The sequence below is a fragment of the Luteimonas sp. 3794 genome (genome assembly GCF_031456825.1).
GTDB lineage: Bacteria > Pseudomonadota > Gammaproteobacteria > Xanthomonadales > Xanthomonadaceae > Luteimonas.
Genome location: NZ_JAVDVJ010000009.1, coordinates 35,493 through 52,578 on the forward strand (window position 1 = coordinate 35,493; position 17,086 = coordinate 52,578).

Sequence of the window (17,086 nt, forward strand, 5' to 3'; positions counted from 1 at the left end):
CCGCCGAAGGAACATCTACATGCCCGACCCGACGACGCCCGCCATGCTAACCGACACCCAGCGTGAAGCCCTGTCGTCGTCGCTGGCCCAGGTGAACCGGCTGGTGCTGGGCAAGCCGACCGCGGTGACGATGAGCTTCGTCGCCCTGCTCGCCGATGGCCACATCCTGATCGAGGATCTGCCCGGTCTCGGCAAGACGACTCTGGCCCACGCGATCGCCGCGACAGTGGGCCTCGATTTCCAGCGGGTGCAGTTCACGTCAGATCTGTTGCCGTCGGATGTCGTCGGCGTCTCGGTGTACGAGGGCAGTGCGCGGCGCTTCGAATTCCACGGCGGCCCGGTGTTCACCAACGTGCTGCTGGCCGACGAGATCAACCGTGCGCCACCACGCACACAAAGCGCCCTGCTCGAAGCGATGGCCGAGCAGCAGGTCACCGTCGACGGCACCACGCATCGCCTTCCCGATCCGTTCTTCGTCATCGCCACGCAGAACCCCGTCGACCTGTCGGGCACCTATCCCCTGCCCGATTCACAACTCGACCGCTTCCTGCTGCGGCTCACGCTCGGATATCCCGATCGCGATGCTGAGCGCGCTCTGCTGTCGGGCAGCGATCGCCGCACGCTGATCGCCGAAACCGTGCCGCGACTCGGCGCCGATGATCTGCGCGCGCTGCGCCAGGCCGTCGCGGCGATCCACGCCAGTCCGGCGTTGATCGATTACGTGCAGGCGCTGATGGGACGCAGCCGTCAACATCCCGGCGTGCGCGTGGGTCTGTCTCCACGCGCAGGCTTGGCCCTGTTGCGCGCGGCCCGCGCGTTCGCGCTGCTGCAGGGGCGCGATCACGCCCTGCCCGACGACGTGCAGACCCTGTTTCCATTGATCGCCAGTCATCGCCTGGTCGCCGAGGCCGATGCAGCCGGTGACGGCCTGGCGGCCTCGATCCTGCAGGCCGTGCCGGTCGACTGATGCGCGTGTTCGCCGGCCTGCGCCGTCGTGTCGAAGCCTGGGCGCATCCGCGTCGGCCGGAAGCGCTGCCGGTGCGCCTCGACCGCAAGCGCATCTACATCCTGCCCACCGGGTTCGGCGCCTTCGTCACGGCGCTGTTGGTGACGATGGCGATCGGCGCGCTCAACTACAACAACAATCCGGCCCTGCTGCTGTGTCTGCTGCTGGTCGGCGCGACGCTCGCCAGCCTGCTGTGGACCCAGCTGCAGCTCAGCGGACTCGAGATCCGTGCAGTACATGGTGAGCCGGTGTCGGCCGGCACGCCGATGCCGTTGCATGTACACGTCGAAGCGGCGCCCGGCCGCGAGCGTCGTGGCTTACGGGTCGCCCTGGCCGACAGCGCGGCCGTGCTGTCGCTGGACGACAGCGGCGGCGAATCGACAGTGACACTGCCGACCGTGCGTCGGGGCTGGTTGACGCCGCCGCGGTTGCGCATCAGCACCACGCGCCCGCTAGGTCTGGCGCATGCGTGGTCCTGGGTCTGGCCGACGGCGCGCTTTCTGGTCTATCCCGCACCCGAAGCGTCCGGTCCGCCGTTGCCACATGGCGGCGGCGATGAGGCGCAGGCCCGGCTCAATCCCGCCGGCGAGGAATTGCATCATCTGCGCGACTGGCGCTCGGGTGATGCGCCGCGGACGATCGCGTGGAAGGCCTCGGCGCGGCGCGATGCTCTGATCGTGCGCGAGTTCGAGCGTCCGCAGGGCGATGACCTGACGCTGGACTGGCAGCAACTCGGCGCACTCGACCCCGAGTCGCGGATCCGCCGGCTCGCGCGCTGGGTCGACGAGGCGGAACGCGAGGCCGTGCGCTATCGACTGCAGCTGCCCGGCCAAGCTGTGATCGGTCCGGATCGGGGCGCCGCGCATCGCCACGCCTGCCTGCGCGCGCTCGCGCTGCTGCCGGACGCCGGCTGATGGCACGCACCTCGCTCGCGCTCGATACGCTTGGCCGCCGCTGGACGCTGATCGCGGCAGGCCTATGCCTGCTGCCCTTGCTACTGCAGTTGCCGATGCCGCTGCCGGTGGTCATCGCGGTCGCAGGCGCGATCGCCGCCGCCATGGCTGCACGGGGCGCGGCCCCCGGCTGGCTGCGGACCGTGCTCGCCCTCGCCGTGTTCGGCCTCGTGCTTGCGCAAAGCGGCATGCATGTCGGTCGCGACACCGGCTGCGCGCTGCTCGCTGGCATGCTCGCGATCAAGCCGTCCGAACTCAGGACCGTGCGCGATGCCCGCAGCCTGCTCGGCTTCGCCCTGTTCGCACCGTTCGCGACCTTCCTGCTCGATCAGGGCCCGCTGTCGCTCGCGCTCGGCTTGTGCGGCGCGGTGCTGGTGCTGGCGGCGCTGGCGCGGGTGTCGGAACAGGAGTCCGGACTGCCCGCGGCGGGCGTGCGCCATGTCGCGCGCATCGGCACGGTTGCGCGCCTGATTGCGATCGGCCTGCCGCTGGCACTCGCGGCGTTCTGGCTGTTCCCGCGCCTGGCGACACCGCTGTGGGGCATTCCCGAGCGCTCCACTGCGCGACCAGGCTTGTCGGACGAGATGTCGCCAGGCGACTGGATCGACCTCATTGCCGACGATACGCCGGCCATGCGTGTGACCTTCCGCGGCGCCGAACCCACGACCCGCGACATGTACTGGCGCGGCCCGACGCTGACGCAATACGACGGCCGCACCTGGACGGCGTCGCCGTGGCTGCGCAGCCTGCCGCCGGCAACGGTCGAGCATGGCGCGCCGACCTGGGAATACGAAATCGCGCTGGAGCCCACCGAGCGGAATCTGCTCGTTGCACTGGAGATGCCGCTCGAACTCCCCGACGGCATGCGCGCCGCACACGAATACACGTTCACCAGCGAGCGCAGGCTCGACCGGGTGACCCGCTGGCAACTGCGTTCGGCACCGCCGGTCCGCTTCGAAGCCGATCTGCCTGATTCCCTGCGCCGACTCGCTTTGCAACTGCCCGCCGACTTCAACCCGCGTACGCGTGCGCTCGCGCAACAGTGGCGCGCCGAAACGAACGACGACGGGGCGCTCGTCGCACGTGCGCTGGCATGGATCCGCAGCGACTTCGCCTACACCCTCACCACGCCGCTGCCCGGCCGGCACGCGGTCGACGAATTCCTGTTCGAGTATCGCGCTGGCTTCTGCGAACATTTCAGCTCTGCGTTCGCGGTGCTGATGCGCGAAGCCGGTATCCCGACGCGCGTCGTCACCGGCTATACCGGCGGCACCCGCAACCGCTACGGCAACTACTGGATCGTCCGGCGCATGGATGCCCATGCCTGGAACGAGGTGTGGCTGGAGGGCCGCGGCTGGGTGCGGGTCGATCCGACCGCCGCAGTCGCACCCGAACGCATCTACGACACGTTGGAAGACCGGCTCGGCGCGGGCGGCGGGGCCGACGCCCTGCTGCCGATGGCGGATCTTGGCGACTGGGCACTGCGTGCCTGGAACGACTTCGTGCTGGGCTTCGACGCCGCGCGCCAGCAGCGCATGCTGCAGCGGATCGGCTTCGAGAACATCGACGCCCGCGGCCTCACCGCGCTGTTCGCGCTGAGCGCGGCGCTCGCCCTGGGCTGGATGCTGTGGCTGGTCGCGCGCACCGAACGCGAGCGCGACCCCCTGCTCCGCGCTTGGCATCGCCTCGGCCGCCGTTACGCGCGCCTCGGCCTGGGGCGGGAGCGCCACGAGCCTGCCACGGCCTGGGCCAGGCGTGTCACGGGCGCACGGACGGGCGAGGATGCGCTGCTCGCCCTCACCCACCGTTTCGTCGCGGCCCGCTACGCTGCGCCAGCGTCTGATGCGACGCTGGTGCGGGCGTTGCGCGCGCACCGTCCAGCCCGGGAGACCACTCGATGACCGCCCTTCGCCTGCTGTCCATTGTCGCTGGCGCGCTGCTGCTCGGCGCATGCGCCTCGCAACCCAAGCCGCTGCAGGGCGGTTACCTTGAAGCTCTGACGCCGCATGCCGCGGTGCAGGGCGAACACACCGGCGCGATGGTGCGTTGGGGTGGCCGCATCGTGCAGGTGGAACCGCGCACCGACGCGACCTGCTTCGAGATGATCGCCACGCGCCTGACCGCGACCGGTCGCCCCTACTGGGCCAGCGACGACACCAACGGCCGCTTCATCGCGTGTCGCGCGGGGTTCTATGACCCGGCAGTGTTCGAGGTCAACCGCGAAGTGACGTTCACCGGGCGCATCGCCGGCTATGACTCGCGCCGCGTCGGCGAGTACGACTACCGTTTTCCGCGCGTCGAGGCTGATGTGGTCTATCTGTGGCCGAAGCGCGAGCGTGTCGACGTGATCACGCGCCCGGCGCCCTGGCCGTGGTGGGGATATTGGTGATTCTCTTCTTGTAGGAACGCGCTCGCGCGCGATGCGCCGTGCAGGGAAGGCCCATAGCGCGCGAGCGCGCTCCTACAGGGTCACGCCGCTGTCCCAAAGCGCCCGAGCTGCGCACCCGCCAGCAGGTGCAGATGGATCTGAAACACCGTCTGCCCGCCGTGCTCGTTGCAGTTCATGACGATACGGTAGCCGTCGTCGGCAAACCCCTGCTCTTTCGCATAGCGCGCAGCAGCGACCGCAAGGCGACCGATGATCTCGGGCGCGTCTGTCGGCACATCGTTGAGCGTGGCGAAATCCTGTTTCGGCACGAACAGCACGTGCACCGGCGCCTGCGGCGCGATATCCCGGAACGCAACGACGTGGTCGTCCTCGAAGACGATATCGGCCGGAATCTCGCGCTGGATGATCTTGTGGAAGATGGTCGTCATGGGGACACCGTGATTCGTGATTCGTGATTCGTGATTCTTGAAAGCATATCCCCGCATGCCTCGGTGACTCGCCTCTTCCAACCACCGCTTTCAACGGACGAATGTCCGGTCATCACCAATCACCGATCACCGCCCTCAGGCCACTTCGCTGCGACTGCCGAATGCATGCAACAGCGTGCCACGATCGACGTACTCCAGTTCGCCGCCTAGCGGCAGCCCGTGCGCCGGACGGCTCGGGCGCACGCCATGCTGGCGGGCAATCTGCGCCAGGTAGTGCGACGTCGCCTCGCCTTCGACCGTCGGATTGGTCGCGATGATCAGTTCCTGCACCTCACCTTCGGCCAACCGCGCGCCGAGCAGGTCCAGTCCGAGTTCGTGCGGACCGATGCCGTCGAGCGGGCTCAACCGGCCCTGCAGCACGAAGTAGAACCCGCGGAAGCCCGTGGCCTGCTCGATCGCGAGCCGGTCTGCCGGCGTTTCGACCACGCACAACGTCTGCGCGTCGCGAGCGGCGCTGCTGCAGGTCGGGCAGACCGGTGTTTCGCTGAAGTCGCGGCAGCGCTGGCAATGGCCGATTTTCTCGACCGCCTCGGCCAGCGCCAGTGCCAGCCTCGCTCCACCCTCGCGCCCGCGTTCAAGCACGTGATAGGCCATGCGCTGCGCGGACTTCTGTCCCACGCCGGGCAACACGCGCAAGGCGTCGATCAATTGTTCGAGCAGGGAGGACATTCTGCTGGTGATTCGTAATTGGTCACTGGTAATTCGCGAAAAACGAAAGCGTGCGCGGCCCGCCTTCTCGAATCACGAATCAACGCAACTCAGAACGGCAGCTTCATGCCGGGCGGCAGCGGCATGCCTGCCGTCGCTCCGGACATCCGCGCCTTCGATTCTTCATCGACCTTGTTCGACGCGTCGTTGAACGCGGCGGCGATCAGGTCTTCGGCCATCTCCGGGTCCGACAGCACGCTCGGATCGATGCGCACCTTGCGGCATTCCTTGTTGCCGGTCAGCGTAATGGCGACCATGCCGCCGCCGGCGCTGCCCTCGACTTCGAGACTGGCGAGTTCCTGCTGCACGCGCTGCATGTTTTCCTGCATCTTCTGCGCCTGCTGCATCAACTGGGCAATGTTTCCACGCATCACTGAAATCCTCGTTCTTCAAAAGGGCGTATCGAATCGGGCACCAGTTTGGCGCCCTGTTGCGACATCAGCCGCTGCACGTCCGGATCGGACATGAAGCTGTTTTCGGCATTGGACTGGCGCGCATCGCGCTCGCGCGCATTGCGCTCGTGCAGCGTCACGGTTTCGCTGGCGACCGCAGTCTCGAAGCGGATCTGCGGCGCGCCGCCGAGCGGGCCTGCCAGCGCCTCGCAGAGCTGATGGACCATGATCGGCGCTTTCAGATGTTCGTCGGCTTCGGGCAGCGCGAGCCTGAGCACAGCGCCATCGAGCGCGACGAACGCGGCACTCGCCGCGAGTTCGCGCACCGGGCCACGCAAGGGCAGATCCGCAACGAGATCGAGCCACTGGTGCGCATCGAGCGTTCGCAGTGTCGCGGCAGCAACCGGGGGTGGCGCGTCGGCTCGCGGCGGCGCAGCCGGCGGCATATGGGGAGCCGGGGCTGTGCGCGCAGGCTGATGCGACGGGCGCGCGGGTGGCGTTTCGACGACCGCGCGTGGCGGCGTCGGCGTCTCGTGTACGGGCTGCGGTGGCGGCGCGGCTGTACGCGGCGCAGGTGCAGACTCGGGCGCCGCCTGTGCAGCCAGCGCCGCACGTGCCGCCGCAGGACCGCTCGCGCGATGGCCGCTGCCCGCAGCCGGCGCCGCAGCGCCATCCTCGGCAGGACGGAATGCCAGCATGCGCAGCACAGTCATCTCGAAGCCCGCGCGCGGGCTCGGCGCGAGGCCGACATCGCGACGTCCGTTGAGCGCCATCTGGTACCAGAGCTGCACCACTTCCGGACGCACCGCCGATGCGATCGCATCGACATCGACGCCGTCACTTTCCACCGAGACTTCCGGCACCAGCTGCCGCACCTGGATGCGATGCAGCGCCTCGGACACCGCATCGAGCACGCCGCCCCAGTCGGGCGAGAATTCGGCCAGGGTCGCGACCTCGGCGAGCAGCGACGCGCCGTCGCCATCGGCCAATGCGGACAGCAAGGCGCCCACGCGTGTGCGGTCGACACTGCCGAGCATCGTCGCCACCGCTGCATCGCCCAGCGCACCGCCCTCGCCGCCCGCACCGGTATAGGCGATCGCCTGGTCGAGCAGCGACAGCCCGTCGCGCAGGCTGCCGTCGGCGGCCTTCGACAGCTGGCGAATGGCGCCCGCCTCGACTGCGATGCCCTCGGCTTCGAGGATCCGCGTCATCTGGCCCTGGATCTGCTGTTCGTCGAGCCGCTTGAGGTTGAACTGCAGGCAGCGCGACAGCACGGTCACCGGCAGCTTCTGCGGATCGGTCGTCGCCAGCAGGAACTTCACGTGTCCCGGCGGCTCTTCCAGCGTCTTGAGCAGCGCGTTGAACGCCGACTTCGACAGCATGTGCACTTCGTCGATCAGGTAGACCTTCACCCGGCCGCGCGAAGGCATGTACTGGGCGTTGTCGATCAACTCGCGCACGTCGTCGACGCCGGTGTTACTGGCGGCGTCGATCTCGAGCAGATCGATGTAGCGGCCTGCGTCGATCGCCAGACAGGTCTCGCATTCACCGCAGGGATCGGACGAGGTGCCGGTCTCGCAGTTCAGGCTCTTGGCGAAGATGCGCGCGATCGTGGTCTTGCCGACCCCGCGGGTGCCGGTGAACAGAAAGGCGTGATGCACGCGGCCGGTTTCCAGCGCATTGGTCAGCGCACGGACCACGTGCTCCTGGCCGACGAGCTCGGCGAACCGCTTCGGGCGCCACTTCCGGGCGAGGACGAGATAGGACATCCCTGTATTCTGCCACGCCCCCAACGGTTCCTTGTGACCGCAGGCGCCGCCGGATAGAATGGCCGGCCCGCGGCGTCCAAACGCCGCTGCGAAGCGCCCAGGCGCCTCGCGAAGGGCCAGTTCTGGAGAGGTGTCCGAGCGGTTGAAGGAGCACGCCTGGAAAGTGTGTAAGCGTCTAAACCGCGCTTCGGGGGTTCGAATCCCCCTCTCTCCGCCAGAAACGCAAAACGCCCCCTCGTGGGGCGTTTTGCGTTTCTGGCGGAGAGAGGGGTTGAGAGAACCCCCGCGGGTTCGACGGATTCGCCCGGAGCGAATCCGGACAGCCGAACGGCTGGCCCCGCAGGCGCAGCGCGCCGTAGGGGTGAGGCCCATGGATAGGCCGAACAATCCGCTCGTTGCTCAGACCGTTCGCCCCATCCCGGACCTTAGCGGAGATCAAAATGGATCCCAGCGTGACCAGACATTCGTCTGTTGGAGGCCGCTGGGATGACGACTTGGTACTCACACGCTTGTTCGGAGACACGTATAGCTATTCCTTGAGCAGTGATGCCTCCCCTACAACAACACGTTCACGCATCAAAGCGTATCGCTGCACGACTCAAGGGTCCGCGCCCCCAATCCTCATCCGGCGCCCGCCCGCATCGCATCCCACCCGGAGATCCGCCATGCTGACCCGCCGCCTTGCCGCACCGCTCCTCATGTCCATCGCATTGCCGCTGTCCACATTCGCCATGGCCCCAACTTCCACGCCGCAGGACACGCCCACCACCGCCGCAACTGCGGCAGCCGCGCCTGTCGAAGGCAGCTGGCGGCTGGTGTCGTACGAGGTCGAGGTGAAGGCAGACGGCGAGACCTTCCCACCGATGGGCGACCATCCCACCGGCTACGTGATGTTCGCCCCCGAAGGCCGCGTGTGGTTCGTGCTGACCGGCGAAGGTCGCGAGCCGGGTGAGAGTGCGCAGGAAAAGGCGCGCCTGCTGGAAACCGTGATCGCCTATACCGGCCGTTACCGGATCGAGGGCGATACCTGGATCACCGCGGTCGACGTGGCCTGGAACCCGGCGTGGGTCGGCACCGAGCAGCGCCGCCAGTTCAAGCTCGAAGGAGATCGCCTGCAGGTGTTGACGCCGTGGCGGGTCATGCCGAACTGGGCCGACAAGGGCGAGACGCGCAGCATCATCACCTTCGAGCGCGCACGCGAGACGCGTTGAGCCCCGACGCGACGGACTGGCGCAACGTCGATCCGCCGCAGCGCACGCGCTGCGACACACGACAAACAGTTGCAGATACCGGAAAAGGTGATGACCCCGCCGACTGACCTCGGCGCCCGCATCGACCGATACCGTTGCTGCCTTCCGGCCCTGGCGGGATTTTCGATCTAGCGTCGCGAGGGGCCGACGGGGCCACCATAGAGACACACACCGGGCTTTGCGCCCGCCCCCGCCATGACGACGGGACGCGGAGTCTAGCAGGCCCGCGGCGACTCGCCTATCCGCCGCACCACATCACGGCGCGCCGATGCGCTCGACCTCGGGCGTGCCGGCCTGCTGGCTGAATCGGAACGCGTAGGACAGGCGCACGGCGGTCGGCGTCTCGATGACGTTGTCGGCCTGGCAGGCGTCAGTGCTATCGAAGCTTTCGGGCGCCACGCACAGCAGTGCGGGCGCATAGGTCCATTGGCGTACGGCGGCGAGCGCTGCGTCGATGAACCCCGCGACTTCGATCCCCGCAGGCGCTTCGCACGTCGCATCCGTCCGGGCCGCGGCCGCAGCCACCGTGCCCGTCGCGTCGATGGCGGCATCAATGCACACCACGACCGGCGCGAGACGCAGCGCCAGCTGGTCCGCCGGATAGATCGGCATTACGGCCGGCGTGTCGAGATTGGGATGGATGAAACGGCGGTTGCGCTGCATCGCCATGCGCCGCGTCTCCGCGGCCGGCTCGATCAGCGATGCGCCGACCGCGCCTTGCGGTGACGGTTCGGGCGGCTGGAGCGGTGCGATCGGCGGCGCCGAGGCGCAGCCGACCAGACCCGCCATGCAGACGAGCCACCCGACGCGGCGGATCAAGGCACCGCCTCGCCCGGCACCAGGGCCAGCGCATCGGGCTCGCGCCCGGTCTTCCAGTATTCGAGAACGTTCCAGTGGCGCGTATCGATCACTGCAATCCGATCCGCGCCGCTGATCGCGACATAGGCGCGCGGTGCGTCCGGATCAACGACTGCGCCGATCGGCAGCGGCCCATTGCCGAGCAGTGTTGTCTGCAACGCGGCATCTTTCGGCGCCAGTGCGACCGATGCCACCGCCCGGCGCGATGCGGCATCGAACACCGAGAGCGTCGCGGCAGTCGCGTTGGTGACCAGTGCATGGCGACCATCGGGCGTGAACACGACACGGATCGGGAAACCCGCACTCGGCAGCGTCGCGATGGTGTCGAGCGAATCGGGGTCATGCACGGTCACGGTGTCGTCGGCGCGATTGGTCACCCAGACGCCGCCATCAGGCGCGACCGCAATGCCTTCCGCGCCAGCGCCCGCCGGCCGCTCCTCGGTTGCGTGCATCGTCGCCAGGTCCACGCGCACCACGGTGCCGGCGCGAATCTTGCTGACGTACGCGAACGCGCCGTCCTTTGACACCGCAACCATGTGGCCGATGCCGTCGCCAACCTCTGCGACGCCCGTCACCGCGCCGCGCGCGATATCGACGCGCAGCAGGGAACCGCTGGCCTCGGTGGTGACCAGTGCGTCGCCATTGGCGAGCAACGCCAAGCCGTGCGGGCGCCCATGTATGCCCAGATCGATGGCGCGCGTGTCGCCATCGACGAGGTCGATCACGGTCAGCGCGTGATGCGCATCCTGGTGGCCGTAGGTGGTGACCACGGCCGTGCGACCATCATGCGAAACGGCGATTTCGTGCGGCGCCGGACCGGTCGCGTATTCCGCAAGACGCGCGCCGGTCGCACGGTCGAGCGCCCAGACCGTGTCGGCCGCCTTGTTGCCGACCAGCAGCCGTGGCGCTGCGTGCACGCCAAACGTGATCACCAGCAACAACGCTGCCAGCACCAGCCGCCTCATGCATCACCTCCGCGTGGCGACTCCGGGTGCAGCCAGCCGGCATCGCCGTCGACATAGCGCTCGTGCTTCCAGATCGGTACGCGATCCTTGATCTCGTCGATGATGTATCGGCAGGCGTCGAACGCCGCGCCGCGATGCGCGGCGGTCACGCCGACCCACACCGCCATCTCGCCGATCGCCAGATCGCCGATGCGATGCACGCACAGGGCCGCGCACAGGTCGAACCGTTCGCGCGCCTCGGCGACGACCTTCGCGCCCTCGGCCTCGGCCAATGCAACATAGGATTCGTAACGCAGGCCGCGCACCGGGCGCCCGTCATTGTGGTCGCGCACCCAGCCTTCGAAACTCGCGAACGCGCCTGCACGGTCGTGCTGCACGCGGCGGCGCAGCGGCGCCAGATCGACCGGCGCATCGGCCAGCCAGAAGTCTCGGTCGTGCATTTCAGCCTCCGCTGACCGGTGGAATGAAGGCGATCTCGCTGCCGGCCTGCAGCGCATCGTCCCAGTGCGCGAATGTGCCATCGACAGCGACGCGCAGGCGATCGACCGGCAACGCAAAACCATGACGCGCACTCAACTCCGCGTACAGCGCTCGCAGATCGGCCGCATCGGTGGTCCAGGTTTCCTCGCCCTGCCCGGCGGCATCGCGCAGGCTGGCGAAATACAGCACGCGCACCGCGCTCATCGCGCACCGTCCGCGATCGAGCCGACATCGCGCTTGCCGCCGCGCTTGCCGACGAGCTTCGCCGGGCCCAGCACGATCGCGTGCGACAGCGCCTTGCACATGTCGTAGACGGTCAGCGCCGCGATGGTCGCGCCGGTCAGTGCTTCCATCTCCACGCCGGTGCGGTGCGTGGTCTTCACCGTGCATTCGATGCGCAGCTCGCGTTCACCCTGCCAGTCGATCGCGACGGCGATGCCGTCGATCGGCAGCGGATGGCAGAACGGAATCAGTTCGTGCGTGCGCTTGACGGCCATGGTGCCGGCGATGATCGCGGTATCGACGATGCCGCCCTTGGCGCTCTTCAAACCATTGGCGTGCAACTGCGCGGCGACATCCGCGGGAAAGCGCACGCGGCATTCGGCGCTGGCGACGCGCGCGGTCGTCGGTTTCGCGGACACATCGACCATGGTCGGTCGGCCGGCGGCGTCGATATGGGTCAGCGCTGCGGGCGCCTTTGGTTTCGTGCGGGCCATGCGCCTGCGTCGTAACTGCGGAACCTCAGATGGTACCGGCCCCGGTGTCTGGCGTCCCTTGATGGAAGACCATGCGCCAGCAGCCGTCGGCATCCAGGCGCCGCCAGGAACTGCCTAGCGAGCGGCGCACGTCGCCATCGGCGTCGCGACGCACGGTGTACAGGACGCGCGCGACATCGGCGCTGATGCGTTGCACGCGCATCGGCAGCGCCTCGTAGGCGACACCGGATTCGTCCGGCAATTGCGCCAGGACTTCAGGCTTGCCGAAGACCGCGCCCGACGCGCCGATCTCCAGGAAGTCCTCGGCGATCAGACTGTCGAGACGCACACGGTCGGCGCGGACCACCGGATCGAGCAGTGCACGCTCCAGCGCTTCGAGATGCGTCTGCAGAGCGTCCGCATCCACACTCAGCCGCCGACCAGAAACATCTCGACGTGCTTGCGCGGTGCGCGCACGCTGCCGCGCAGTTCGCTGTAACGATCGGCGCGACGCGACCACAGGTCGGCCAGCCGCGCCGAGAACGCAGCCTCGCCATCGCCGAGCCAGCTGCGCATCGGCTGGCCGCTGCCGGAGAACAGGCAGGTGTAGAGGCTGCCGTCGGCGGACACGCGGGCGCGCTGGCAGTCGCCGCAGAACGGCGCGGTGACCGAGCTGATGAAGCCGATCTCGCCAGCGCCATCGATGAAGGCGTGGCGCTCGGCGACTTCGCCGCGGTAGTTCGCATCCAGCGCGCGCAACGGCCAGCGGGCGTCGATACGCGCATGCAGTTCACGCGAGGGCACGACGCGCGCGCGATCCCAGCCGTTGCAGGTGCCGACATCCATGTATTCGATGAAACGCAGCACGTGGCCGCTGCCGCGGAAATGCGCGGCCATGCGTTCGACCTCGTGGTCGTTGACGCCGCGCTGGACGACGCAATTGAACTTGATCGCCGAGAATCCCGCGCGCTCGGCTGCGGCGATGCCGGCGAGGACGTCTTCGATTTCGCCGCGTCCACCCGACAGGGTGCGGAACAGTTCCGGATCGAGTGCGTCGAGACTGATCGTCAGCCGCTGCAGACCTGCGTCGCGCAGGGCCTGCGCGTGGCGCGCCAGAAGCGACGCATTCGTGGTCATCGCCAAGTCTTCGATGCCCGGCACCTTCGCCAGGCGTTCGACCAGCGCCGGCAGGCCCTTGCGCAGCAGCGGTTCGCCGCCGGTCAGACGCAGCTTGTGCATGCCCAGTCGCGCGAAGCCGCGCACCAAGGTCTCGATCTCGTCGAAGGACAGGCGCCCGGCCTGGTCGAAGCCGTAGTCGTCTGGCACACGATCAGCCGGCATGCAATAGCCGCAGCGGAAATTGCAGGCCTCAATGACCGACAGACGCAGGTCATGCAGCGGGCGTCCCAGCCGGTCGAGCGGCGCCTGGGGCGGATGTGGCAGGGCGCTCATGGGGCGAAAGCCTGGCCCATCGCGGGTGGACGCAATGCGAAACGTGCGCCTGGCCGCGCGATGCGCTGGCCGCGCGCTTCCAGCGCGGCGCCGTCGGCTTCAGAGGTGTAGTGATAGAGCACGCAGCGCGCGAGCAGGTCTCGCGGATACTCCCGCTCCAGGTCGGCAATGCCGCTGTGTGAGGGATTGCCGTGCAGACCGCAGTCGTGGGCGACGAGTTCGTCCTGATCGGCGAAGCGCGCCAGCATCTCGGGAATCGGCCGTGTATCACCGCTCCACACCAGACTGCCCGGAAGGCGCAGGCCGTAGGCGGTTTCCGGCCAGTGATGACGCACCGGAAACACTTGCAGTCGCACGCCCTCGTGCCAGAACGCATCGCCGACCGGAATCAACTGGAACGCATCCCAGAAGTTCGCGCCGCCTTCGGCCAGCACGTTTGGATAGTCGCCCACCCGTTTGTGCAACAGCGGCACCACCGGCGCCGGCACGTAGATCGGCAGGCGGCCGCGCCGCGCGGGGTCGAAGTAGCGGTCGACGAACAGGCGCTCGAATCCGGCGACGTGATCCAGATGCACGTGGGTGACGAACAGCGCCCGCGGCGCTTCGCCGTAATGGTCCAGATACGCGGTCAGGCCTTCAGCGCCGCAGTCGATCGTCAGCCACGGGGCGCCCTCGCGCTCGATCGTGGCCATCGGCGAGCCGAGCGACACCGCCGAGGCATTGCCCACGCCCTGGAAGCGCAGCGCCCAGTCGACACTGGCCGTCATCAAGTGCCCCGGCTCCACAACGCGTCGTAGGACCGCCGCAGTCGCGCGAAGTCCTGCTCGACGTCCGCCTCCGGTCGCGCGCCGCGCAACTTCAGCAGCGAACGCTTGAGCCGCGCGAGATTCTGCTCGCGCCAGCGGGTTTCAGGAATGCGCAGGCGCCCGCGGTCCAAATCGATCAGCCAGCCCTTGCCGACACCATCGAACAGGATGTTGTGGGCGTTGAGATCGGCATGGTCGAGACCGGCGCGGTGGAAGCGCGCGATCAGGCGCCCGGTCTGCTCCAGCGGCGCATCCACAGGCGCGTCGACCATGTGATCGGCCAGCGAGCGCACGTCCGGCAGCCGCTCCATCAGGATCCAGGCGCGGTAGCCGAGCCCGCGGCGTAGATAGCTCGCGGCGATCGGCTGCGGCACCGGCAGATCGCGCCGAAGCAGCTCACGCAGCAGGCGGAATTCCACGAAGCTGCGCACATGCTGCGTACCGCGCCACAGATGCTGATCGCGATTGAAGCGCCCGACCATGCCGCCGCGCAGGTATTGCCGCAGCACGCAGGGCCCGTGCGACGCATCGATGAACCACGCGCCGCCGCGGCCGCTGCCGTCGACGCGCTGGGCGCGTTCGCCCCAGGCTGCGGGATCGAACCAGCGCGGATCGGCTTGCCGCAGCTGCGTGCCGTCGAACAGAATGGCCCCGTACATGCCCCCCTGTCCGCTCGCGCGATCGCCCGCCGGTATCGGCGTCAGGCTCTCGGCGGGATCGAATCTGCTCATCGAAGCGAGTCTATCAAGCCTTGACGCCCGCCCTGCCCGGTTCCGACACCTCGACACGGGTTTCCAGCCCTGCGTGCGTGCCACGTTCGATCTGTCTGCTGCGCCTGTCCGCGCTCGGCGATGTCACCCATGTGCTGCCGCTGATCCGCACCCTGCGCGCGGCCTGGCCGGATGTCGCGCTGACCTGGGTGATCGGCAAGGGCGAGCACCGTCTGCTCGAAGGCCTGCCGGGCGTGGACTTCGTGGTTTACGACAAGAAGACCGGCATCGCCGGCATGCGCGCGTTGCGCCGTGAACTCAAGGCGCGCCTCGGCGCAGCCGGCCGGTTCGACGTGCTGCTGCAGATGCAGGTGGCCGCGCGCGCGAACCTGCTGTCGGCGTTCATTCCCGCGCGCAAGCGCGTGGGCTTTGATGCGGCGCGCTCGAAGGATCTGCACGGGCTCTTCGTCAATACGCGCATTCCCGACCGTCCCGGCATCCATGTGCTCGACGCGCTCGGCAGCTTCTGCGAACCGCTCGGTTTGCGGCAGGACCGCGTCGAATGGGAAGACATGCCGGTGCCGGCCGAGGCCTTCGAATGGGCGCGCGCGCAGTGGCCGAACGACGGCCGTCCGGTGCTGATGATTTCACCGTGCTCCAGCCACGTGCGCCGAAACTGGTATCCCGACCGCTACGCGGCGCTTGCCGATCACGCCGCCAATGCCGGCTGGCGCATCGTGCTGTGCGGCGGTCGCAGCGATCTGGAGCGTGAGACGACCGACGCGATCCTCGCGGCGATGCGCCACGACGCACTCGATCTCGTCGGCAAGGACACGCTCAAGCAACTGCCGGCCCTGTTGTCGCGCGCGCAACTGCTGGTCACACCGGATTCCGGGCCGATGCATATCGCCAACGCGATGGGCACCAAGGTGCTGGGCCTGCACGCGGCCAGCAACCCGGAACGCAGTGGCCCCTATTCCGACCGCCGCTTCTGCGTGGACCGTTATGACGATGCCGCGCGCAAGTTCCTCGGCAAGCCGGCCGCGGATCTCAAGTGGGGCACGAAGATCGAGTTCGATGACGTGATGGCGCTGGTCACGGTGGAGGATGCGATCGAAGCCTTCGAACGCCGTCGCGCCGACCTGGAGCGCGCCTGATGGACCCGATCGTCGCCGGCCTGCTCGCCACCCTCGTCGGCGCGATCGTCGGCGGCGGGGTCAGCTTCCTGCTCAACCGGCAACTGCACGCGCAGCAGCTCGAGCGTCTGCGCACCGAACACAAGACCGAGTTCGCCGCCGAGGACACCGCCCGGCATTTCCTGTCGCACCGCGGCTACACCGACCGCTCCTTCGACGTGCTGCGCAAGCACCTCGGCGGCTTCGAGGACGACGAACTGCGGCGCATCCTCGTGCGCGCCGGCGCGGTGCGCACCTATCGCGACGACGGCAGCGAGTGGTGGCGGCTGCTCAGCCGCATGGACGAGTACATCGAACAGAAGGTGCGGCGCGCGGAAGTGACGGCTGCCGACTGAGCCTCAAGTCGGGGTCTTGCCGCCCCGGTAGTCGGCGTAGGACTTCTCTTCGACATAGGCCGAGCCGAGCGCCAGATTGATCGCCTTCTTGATCCGCGCGCGCTCGTCGTTCTCGAAATAGACGCTGCGCGCCAGCTGCACGAAATCCTCGCCGAACTCTCCAGCGCGCTCCTTGACCCGCACCGCGTCCTCGATGTCCCACAGGCGCTCGTTGACCGCCTTGAGCTCGGCGCGCAGCCGCACGATGTCGTGGCCCGCGGCCGGATGGGCCATCCACGTCTGCTCGAGCGCGCTCAGCTCGGTCCGCACGTTGGCAAGCTTGGCAGGATCGTCCATCCGCTCGGACTTGATCTGCAGGATCGAGAGCTTGTCGAGAAGTTCGCCGAAGGACACGGGGACGGAGATTTCGGACATGGACAGCGCCGTGGAGGTGAACGGGCTTGCCAGTGTAACGCCGCGCTTGTCGCCCACGCAGAGCGCCCGTATCATTGCGCCCCCGGCAGCCGCGAGGCGATCGGAGACCATCTGGAGAGGTGGCAGAGCGGTTGAATGTACCTGACTCGAAATCAGGCAGGCGTTTATAGCGCCTCGGGGGTTCGAATCCCCCCCTCTCCGCCAGATTTAGCGTTAAGTG

The 17,086-nt window shown here is 68.1% G+C and carries 21 protein-coding genes, 2 tRNA genes and 1 other RNA gene; 9 read left to right on the forward strand and 15 right to left on the reverse strand.

The genetic code is table 11. The features are described from left to right. The first annotated feature begins 19 nt into the window (after window positions 1-19). From J2X52_RS12550 to J2X52_RS12565, 4 genes are read left to right on the forward strand one after another with little or no spacing between them, the layout of a single operon-like run. Window positions 20-967, forward strand: a complete 948-nt coding sequence (locus J2X52_RS12550; protein WP_310153799.1) for an AAA family ATPase — start codon at window positions 20-22, stop codon at window positions 965-967. Next, window positions 967-1,920 (forward strand): DUF58 domain-containing protein, encoded by a 954-nt coding sequence (locus J2X52_RS12555; protein ID WP_310153803.1) that lies wholly within the window; start codon window positions 967-969, stop codon window positions 1,918-1,920. The genes J2X52_RS12550 and J2X52_RS12555 overlap by 1 nt, the downstream gene beginning before the upstream one ends. Beyond that, window positions 1,920-3,860 (forward strand): DUF3488 and transglutaminase-like domain-containing protein, encoded by a 1,941-nt coding sequence (locus J2X52_RS12560; RefSeq protein WP_310153806.1) that lies wholly within the window; start codon window positions 1,920-1,922, stop codon window positions 3,858-3,860. The genes J2X52_RS12555 and J2X52_RS12560 overlap by 1 nt, the downstream gene beginning before the upstream one ends. Next, window positions 3,857-4,348, forward strand: coding sequence for a Slp family lipoprotein (locus tag J2X52_RS12565; protein ID WP_310153809.1), 492 nt, complete (start codon window positions 3,857-3,859; stop codon window positions 4,346-4,348). Before J2X52_RS12560 ends, J2X52_RS12565 begins: the two co-directional genes overlap by 4 nt. A gap of 80 nt (window positions 4,349-4,428) precedes the next feature. On the opposite strand, the gene J2X52_RS12570 is transcribed toward J2X52_RS12565, so the two are convergent. From J2X52_RS12570 to dnaX, 4 genes are all read right to left on the reverse strand, one after another. Next, complete coding sequence (locus tag J2X52_RS12570; protein ID WP_310153811.1) at window positions 4,429-4,776, reverse strand: histidine triad nucleotide-binding protein; 348 nt, start codon at window positions 4,774-4,776, stop codon at window positions 4,429-4,431. 135 nt (window positions 4,777-4,911) lie between these two features. Continuing rightward, window positions 4,912-5,505, reverse strand: coding sequence for a recombination mediator RecR (gene recR, locus J2X52_RS12575; RefSeq protein ID WP_310153814.1), 594 nt, complete (start codon window positions 5,503-5,505; stop codon window positions 4,912-4,914). An 89-nt stretch (window positions 5,506-5,594) separates the two neighbouring features. Next, window positions 5,595-5,915, reverse strand: a complete 321-nt coding sequence (locus J2X52_RS12580; RefSeq protein WP_310153817.1) for a YbaB/EbfC family nucleoid-associated protein — start codon at window positions 5,913-5,915, stop codon at window positions 5,595-5,597. Beyond that, the gene (dnaX, locus tag J2X52_RS12585; RefSeq protein ID WP_310153821.1) at window positions 5,915-7,705 is read right to left on the reverse strand and encodes a DNA polymerase III subunit gamma/tau; all 1,791 of its coding nucleotides are present in this window, start codon (window positions 7,703-7,705) and stop codon (window positions 5,915-5,917) included. The genes J2X52_RS12580 and dnaX overlap by 1 nt, the downstream gene beginning before the upstream one ends. A 124-nt stretch (window positions 7,706-7,829) precedes the next feature. Here dnaX and J2X52_RS12590 point away from each other — a divergent pair. Further along, a tRNA-Ser gene (locus tag J2X52_RS12590) sits at window positions 7,830-7,922 on the forward strand. Window positions 7,923-8,370: 448 nt separating this feature from the next. Next, window positions 8,371-8,916 carry a lipocalin-like domain-containing protein gene (locus tag J2X52_RS12595; protein WP_310153824.1) on the forward strand — a complete coding sequence of 182 codons (546 nt, stop codon included), beginning with the start codon at window positions 8,371-8,373 and terminating at the stop codon, window positions 8,914-8,916. A 93-nt stretch (window positions 8,917-9,009) separates the two neighbouring features. On the opposite strand, the gene ffs is transcribed toward J2X52_RS12595, so the two are convergent. The 10 genes from ffs to J2X52_RS12645 all read right to left on the reverse strand — a co-directional run bounded on the left by ffs (window position 9,010) and on the right by J2X52_RS12645 (window position 14,942). Further along, window positions 9,010-9,106: signal recognition particle sRNA small type (gene ffs / locus J2X52_RS12600), an RNA gene on the reverse strand. Window positions 9,107-9,210: 104 nt separating this feature from the next. Further along, a complete protein-coding gene (locus J2X52_RS12605; protein ID WP_310153826.1) occupies window positions 9,211-9,774 on the reverse strand; it encodes a hypothetical protein in 564 nt (187 codons plus the stop codon). Then, complete coding sequence (locus tag J2X52_RS12610; RefSeq protein WP_310153829.1) at window positions 9,771-10,778, reverse strand: gluconolaconase; 1,008 nt, start codon at window positions 10,776-10,778, stop codon at window positions 9,771-9,773. The genes J2X52_RS12605 and J2X52_RS12610 overlap by 4 nt, the downstream gene beginning before the upstream one ends. Continuing rightward, window positions 10,775-11,218: a molybdenum cofactor biosynthesis protein MoaE gene (locus tag J2X52_RS12615; protein ID WP_310153832.1), complete on the reverse strand. Its 444-nt coding sequence runs from the start codon at window positions 11,216-11,218 to the stop codon at window positions 10,775-10,777. The genes J2X52_RS12610 and J2X52_RS12615 overlap by 4 nt, the downstream gene beginning before the upstream one ends. A gap of 1 nt (window position 11,219) precedes the next feature. Further along, a complete protein-coding gene (gene moaD / locus J2X52_RS12620) occupies window positions 11,220-11,462 on the reverse strand; it encodes a molybdopterin converting factor subunit 1 (RefSeq protein ID WP_310153835.1) in 243 nt (80 codons plus the stop codon). Then, window positions 11,459-11,974: a cyclic pyranopterin monophosphate synthase MoaC gene (gene moaC, locus J2X52_RS12625; RefSeq protein WP_310153838.1), complete on the reverse strand. Its 516-nt coding sequence runs from the start codon at window positions 11,972-11,974 to the stop codon at window positions 11,459-11,461. The genes moaD and moaC overlap by 4 nt, the downstream gene beginning before the upstream one ends. Before the next feature lie 25 nt (window positions 11,975-11,999). Beyond that, window positions 12,000-12,380, reverse strand: coding sequence for a nuclear transport factor 2 family protein (locus J2X52_RS12630; protein WP_310153841.1), 381 nt, complete (start codon window positions 12,378-12,380; stop codon window positions 12,000-12,002). A gap of 2 nt (window positions 12,381-12,382) precedes the next feature. Then, window positions 12,383-13,405, reverse strand: a complete 1,023-nt coding sequence (gene moaA, locus J2X52_RS12635; RefSeq protein ID WP_310153844.1) for a GTP 3',8-cyclase MoaA — start codon at window positions 13,403-13,405, stop codon at window positions 12,383-12,385. Next, on the reverse strand, window positions 13,402-14,172 hold the full coding sequence (locus tag J2X52_RS12640; protein WP_310153849.1) for an MBL fold metallo-hydrolase: 771 nt from the start codon (window positions 14,170-14,172) through the stop codon (window positions 13,402-13,404). Before J2X52_RS12640 ends, moaA begins: the two co-directional genes overlap by 4 nt. Continuing rightward, the gene (locus J2X52_RS12645; RefSeq protein ID WP_310153852.1) at window positions 14,172-14,942 is read right to left on the reverse strand and encodes a 3-deoxy-D-manno-octulosonic acid kinase; all 771 of its coding nucleotides are present in this window, start codon (window positions 14,940-14,942) and stop codon (window positions 14,172-14,174) included. Before J2X52_RS12645 ends, J2X52_RS12640 begins: the two co-directional genes overlap by 1 nt. A gap of 77 nt (window positions 14,943-15,019) precedes the next feature. On the opposite strand from J2X52_RS12645, the gene J2X52_RS12650 reads away from it, so the two are divergent. After that, a complete protein-coding gene (locus J2X52_RS12650; RefSeq protein WP_310153856.1) occupies window positions 15,020-16,078 on the forward strand; it encodes a glycosyltransferase family 9 protein in 1,059 nt (352 codons plus the stop codon). After that, the gene (locus J2X52_RS12655; RefSeq protein ID WP_310153858.1) at window positions 16,078-16,452 is read left to right on the forward strand and encodes a hypothetical protein; all 375 of its coding nucleotides are present in this window, start codon (window positions 16,078-16,080) and stop codon (window positions 16,450-16,452) included. Before J2X52_RS12650 ends, J2X52_RS12655 begins: the two co-directional genes overlap by 1 nt. A 3-nt stretch (window positions 16,453-16,455) precedes the next feature. Here the strand turns inward: J2X52_RS12655 and J2X52_RS12660 are convergent, their stop codons facing one another. Continuing rightward, window positions 16,456-16,866 carry a DUF6165 family protein gene (locus tag J2X52_RS12660; protein ID WP_310154047.1) on the reverse strand — a complete coding sequence of 137 codons (411 nt, stop codon included), beginning with the start codon at window positions 16,864-16,866 and terminating at the stop codon, window positions 16,456-16,458. 113 nt (window positions 16,867-16,979) lie between these two features. On the opposite strand from J2X52_RS12660, the gene J2X52_RS12665 reads away from it, so the two are divergent. Then, window positions 16,980-17,070, forward strand: a tRNA-Ser gene (locus J2X52_RS12665). Window positions 17,071-17,086 lie beyond the last annotated feature (16 nt).

What these genes read in the sequence shown, in the direction of transcription:
- J2X52_RS12550 (WP_310153799.1), top strand. Translation starts at nt 20, where the DNA reads ATGCCCGACCCGACGACGCCCGCCATGCTAACCGACACCCAGCGTGAA.
- J2X52_RS12555 (WP_310153803.1), top strand. Translation starts at nt 967, where the DNA reads ATGCGCGTGTTCGCCGGCCTGCGCCGTCGTGTCGAAGCCTGGGCGCAT.
- J2X52_RS12560 (WP_310153806.1), top strand. Translation starts at nt 1,920, where the DNA reads ATGGCACGCACCTCGCTCGCGCTCGATACGCTTGGCCGCCGCTGGACG.
- J2X52_RS12565 (WP_310153809.1), top strand. Translation starts at nt 3,857, where the DNA reads ATGACCGCCCTTCGCCTGCTGTCCATTGTCGCTGGCGCGCTGCTGCTC.
- J2X52_RS12570 (WP_310153811.1), bottom strand. Translation starts at nt 4,776, where the DNA reads ATGACGACCATCTTCCACAAGATCATCCAGCGCGAGATTCCGGCCGAT.
- recR (WP_310153814.1), bottom strand. Translation starts at nt 5,505, where the DNA reads ATGTCCTCCCTGCTCGAACAATTGATCGACGCCTTGCGCGTGTTGCCC.
- J2X52_RS12580 (WP_310153817.1), bottom strand. Translation starts at nt 5,915, where the DNA reads ATGCGTGGAAACATTGCCCAGTTGATGCAGCAGGCGCAGAAGATGCAG.
- dnaX (WP_310153821.1), bottom strand. Translation starts at nt 7,705, where the DNA reads ATGTCCTATCTCGTCCTCGCCCGGAAGTGGCGCCCGAAGCGGTTCGCC.
- J2X52_RS12595 (WP_310153824.1), top strand. Translation starts at nt 8,371, where the DNA reads ATGCTGACCCGCCGCCTTGCCGCACCGCTCCTCATGTCCATCGCATTG.
- J2X52_RS12610 (WP_310153829.1), bottom strand. Translation starts at nt 10,778, where the DNA reads ATGAGGCGGCTGGTGCTGGCAGCGTTGTTGCTGGTGATCACGTTTGGC.
- J2X52_RS12615 (WP_310153832.1), bottom strand. Translation starts at nt 11,218, where the DNA reads ATGCACGACCGAGACTTCTGGCTGGCCGATGCGCCGGTCGATCTGGCG.
- moaD (WP_310153835.1), bottom strand. Translation starts at nt 11,462, where the DNA reads ATGAGCGCGGTGCGCGTGCTGTATTTCGCCAGCCTGCGCGATGCCGCC.
- moaC (WP_310153838.1), bottom strand. Translation starts at nt 11,974, where the DNA reads ATGGCCCGCACGAAACCAAAGGCGCCCGCAGCGCTGACCCATATCGAC.
- moaA (WP_310153844.1), bottom strand. Translation starts at nt 13,405, where the DNA reads ATGAGCGCCCTGCCACATCCGCCCCAGGCGCCGCTCGACCGGCTGGGA.
- J2X52_RS12640 (WP_310153849.1), bottom strand. Translation starts at nt 14,172, where the DNA reads ATGACGGCCAGTGTCGACTGGGCGCTGCGCTTCCAGGGCGTGGGCAAT.
- J2X52_RS12645 (WP_310153852.1), bottom strand. Translation starts at nt 14,942, where the DNA reads ATGAGCAGATTCGATCCCGCCGAGAGCCTGACGCCGATACCGGCGGGC.
- J2X52_RS12655 (WP_310153858.1), top strand. Translation starts at nt 16,078, where the DNA reads ATGGACCCGATCGTCGCCGGCCTGCTCGCCACCCTCGTCGGCGCGATC.
- J2X52_RS12660 (WP_310154047.1), bottom strand. Translation starts at nt 16,866, where the DNA reads ATGTCCGAAATCTCCGTCCCCGTGTCCTTCGGCGAACTTCTCGACAAG.